Genomic DNA, 2,539 nt, shown 5'->3' on the forward strand with positions numbered 1-2,539 from the left:
GGGCGCGGGTGAGGGTGTAGGCGACCATCGCGCCGAGGCTGTGGCCGTAGAGCACGTACGGGCCGGGCGGCTCGTGCGTGAAGATGCCCAGCAGATCGCTCAGCAGGGCCTCACGGCCGGTGATGCGCGGCTCGCGGCGCCTGGCCTCACGGCCCGGCAGCAGATGCGGCACGGGCACGGCGCCCGTTCCCAGCTCGGCCGGCCAGCCGTGGAAGGAGGAGACACCGGCTCCCGCGTGCGCGAAGCAGTGGAGCCGTACCTGCTGTGCGTCCGACATCTGTCGTCCCTCCTCCTGGGGCGCCCTGGGGCCGGGTGCGCCGGTACCAGGATCGCCTGCGCGCCTCGAGATCCGCTCGGGCTCAGGCGGCGTAGAGGCCGAACGTGGAGCCGCGGCGCGGGCCGCTGACCACGTCCAGCGCCGGGTCGACGGTGAGCATGGCGTGGTGCAGCCGCTGCAGCTGGGGCGAGGGCTCCACGCCCAGTTCCTCGATCAGCCGTGTGCGCAGCCTGCGGTAGATGTCCAGCGCGGTGGCCTGCCGGCCCGATCGGTACAGGGCCACCATGGCCTGCGAGTGGAGCCCTTCGTGCTGCGGGTGGCGGGCGGTCAGGTCGGTCAGTTCGGCGATGAGTTCGCTGTGCCGGCCCAGGCGCAGGTCGGCGTCGATCCGCCGCTCCACGGTGACCAGCCGGCTCTCCTCCAGCCGCAGGACCTCGATCTCGAGGATCGGGCCGACCCGCACGTCCACCAGTCCCGGCCCGTGCCACATCGCCAGCGCGTCGCGGAACAGGTGCGCGGCCCGTTCGTCCTCGCCGTCCTCGAAGGCGCTCTGGCCCGCCGACACCAGCTGTTCGTAGCGGTGCACGTCGACGGCCTCCGGCGGGATCTGCAGCAGGTAGCCGCCGTGCCGGGTCGCCAGTACCTCCTTCGCGGTGCCCGGCGCGTCGGGGCCCATCGCGGTGCCCAGCCGGCGGCGCAGCTGAAGGATGTACGTCTGCAGGGTGGTCATGGCGCTCTGGGGCAGTTCGGTGCCCCAGATCTCCTCCATCAGGGTCGGCACCGGCATGACCCGCCCCGGGTAGAAGGCGAGCAGCGCCAGAATCTGGCGTGGTTTGCCCGCGGTCGGAACGATCGACATTCCGTTGACGTGTGCGCTCAACGGACCCAGAACCTGAATCTCCACGGTTTCCTCCCGTTACCTGGTCGAGTTCCCTCGATGGCTCAAAGCCGTCGGCGCGCAGCACGCTAGTCGCGTTCGAAGGACGGCCCCGAGATTTCGACCCGTGCTTGAGCAGCCCTCCAACAAGGCACTTCGGCGGAAGGAGCCGTTCGATCGAGAACGCTTGTACGGGTGGTCGAAGAAGACTCGGACGGCTGAACACCGTCCTTGCCGGGCGGCTATCGTCCGTGGTTCCGCACACGGGACCGTCGAGACGGGCACCACGGAGGCACCATGGAGCTGCGCCTGTTCGTGTTCCACCACGCCGGTGGTTCGCATCTGCTGTACCGCGACTGGCCCGGCCGTTTCCCGGCCGGCTGGGACGTGCGGCTGGTGGACGCCCCCGGCCGCGGTCTGCTGTCCGACCGTCCCGCGATCGGGGACGCGGACCGGCTCGTGGACCACTTCCTCGACGAGCTGGGGCCCGAGCTCCAGGGCCGCTACGCACTGTTCGGGCACAGCATGGGCGGTCTGGTGGCCTACGAGCTGACCCGGCGGCTGCTGGATCTGGGGCGCAGGCCGCCGCTGTGGCTGGGTTTGTCGGCGCGCAGCACGCCGCTGCCGCAGGGCGAGAACAGCGGCAGGCATCTGCTGTCCGACGCCGGGCTGCGCCGTGAGCTGGCCGCGATGGGCGGCACGCCCGCGGCGGTGCTGGAGGACGCGGAGCTGTGGGAGCTGTTCGCGCCGGCCATCCGGGGCGATCTGCGGCTGGTGGAGACCTGGCGTCCGAAGCCGCAGACCGAGCCGCTGCCCGTGGCGCTGTCGGTCTTCGGCGGCACTCGTGACGCGGTGGCCCCGCCGGGGCGGCTGGCCGGCTGGGCCGAGCGGTCGACGCGTTTCGTGGGCCTGCATCTGTTCGACGGCGGGCACTTCTACTTCCAGGACGATCCCTCCGCGCTGACCGGGCAGATCGCCGATGACGTCCACTGCGCCCTGGCCCTGGACGGCGCCGTGCGCGCGGTGCCCCGTTGACCGTGCCGGCGCCGGTCCGCCCCGCCCCGCCCGCGGCGCGGGGCACGGCGCCCACCGAGTTCCGGCTGCTGGGGCCGGTGGAGATACGCGACGGGCTCACCGGCGCGGACATCGCGCCGCCCGGTTCGAAGCAGCGTGCGCTGCTGTCCGCGTTCGTGATCCACGCGGGCCGGCTGCTGAGTGTGGACCGGCTGGCGGAGGAGCTGTGGGGCGACGAGCCGCCCGCGAACGCCGCGAACGCGCTGCAGGCCCATGTGGCCCGGCTGCGGCGGCTGCTGCCCGCCGCGGACGGGCCGGGGGCGGCGGGTCACGAGTGGATCAGCACGCTGCCGACCGGTTATCTGCTGAGT

The 2,539-nt window shown here is 72.4% G+C and carries 4 protein-coding genes; 2 read left to right on the forward strand and 2 right to left on the reverse strand.

Annotated features, from left to right (window positions below; all coding sequences use genetic code 11):
• Positions 1–277 (reverse strand): thioesterase II family protein (locus ACWGH4_RS34020; RefSeq protein ID WP_453467649.1); only part of this gene is annotated, 277 nt, incomplete at its 3' end.
• An 82-nt stretch (positions 278–359) separates the two neighbouring features.
• Positions 360–1,181: a BTAD domain-containing putative transcriptional regulator gene (locus ACWGH4_RS34025; protein ID WP_441267266.1), complete on the reverse strand. Its 822-nt coding sequence runs from the start codon at positions 1,179–1,181 to the stop codon at positions 360–362.
• A gap of 270 nt (positions 1,182–1,451) precedes the next feature.
• On the opposite strand from ACWGH4_RS34025, the gene ACWGH4_RS34030 reads away from it, so the two are divergent.
• Positions 1,452–2,189: an alpha/beta fold hydrolase gene (locus tag ACWGH4_RS34030; protein WP_441267267.1), complete on the forward strand. Its 738-nt coding sequence runs from the start codon at positions 1,452–1,454 to the stop codon at positions 2,187–2,189.
• A 2-nt stretch (positions 2,190–2,191) separates the two neighbouring features.
• Positions 2,192–2,539: AfsR/SARP family transcriptional regulator (locus ACWGH4_RS34035; protein WP_453467652.1), on the forward strand; the 348-nt coding region annotated here is incomplete at its 3' end.

It is taken from the genome of Streptomyces sp. NPDC054847 (genome assembly GCF_053610925.1).

Coding starts and splice junctions, on each gene's coding strand:
- ACWGH4_RS34030 (WP_441267267.1), top strand. CDS start 1,452: ATGGAGCTGCGCCTGTTCGTGTTCCACCACGCCGGTGGTTCGCATCTG.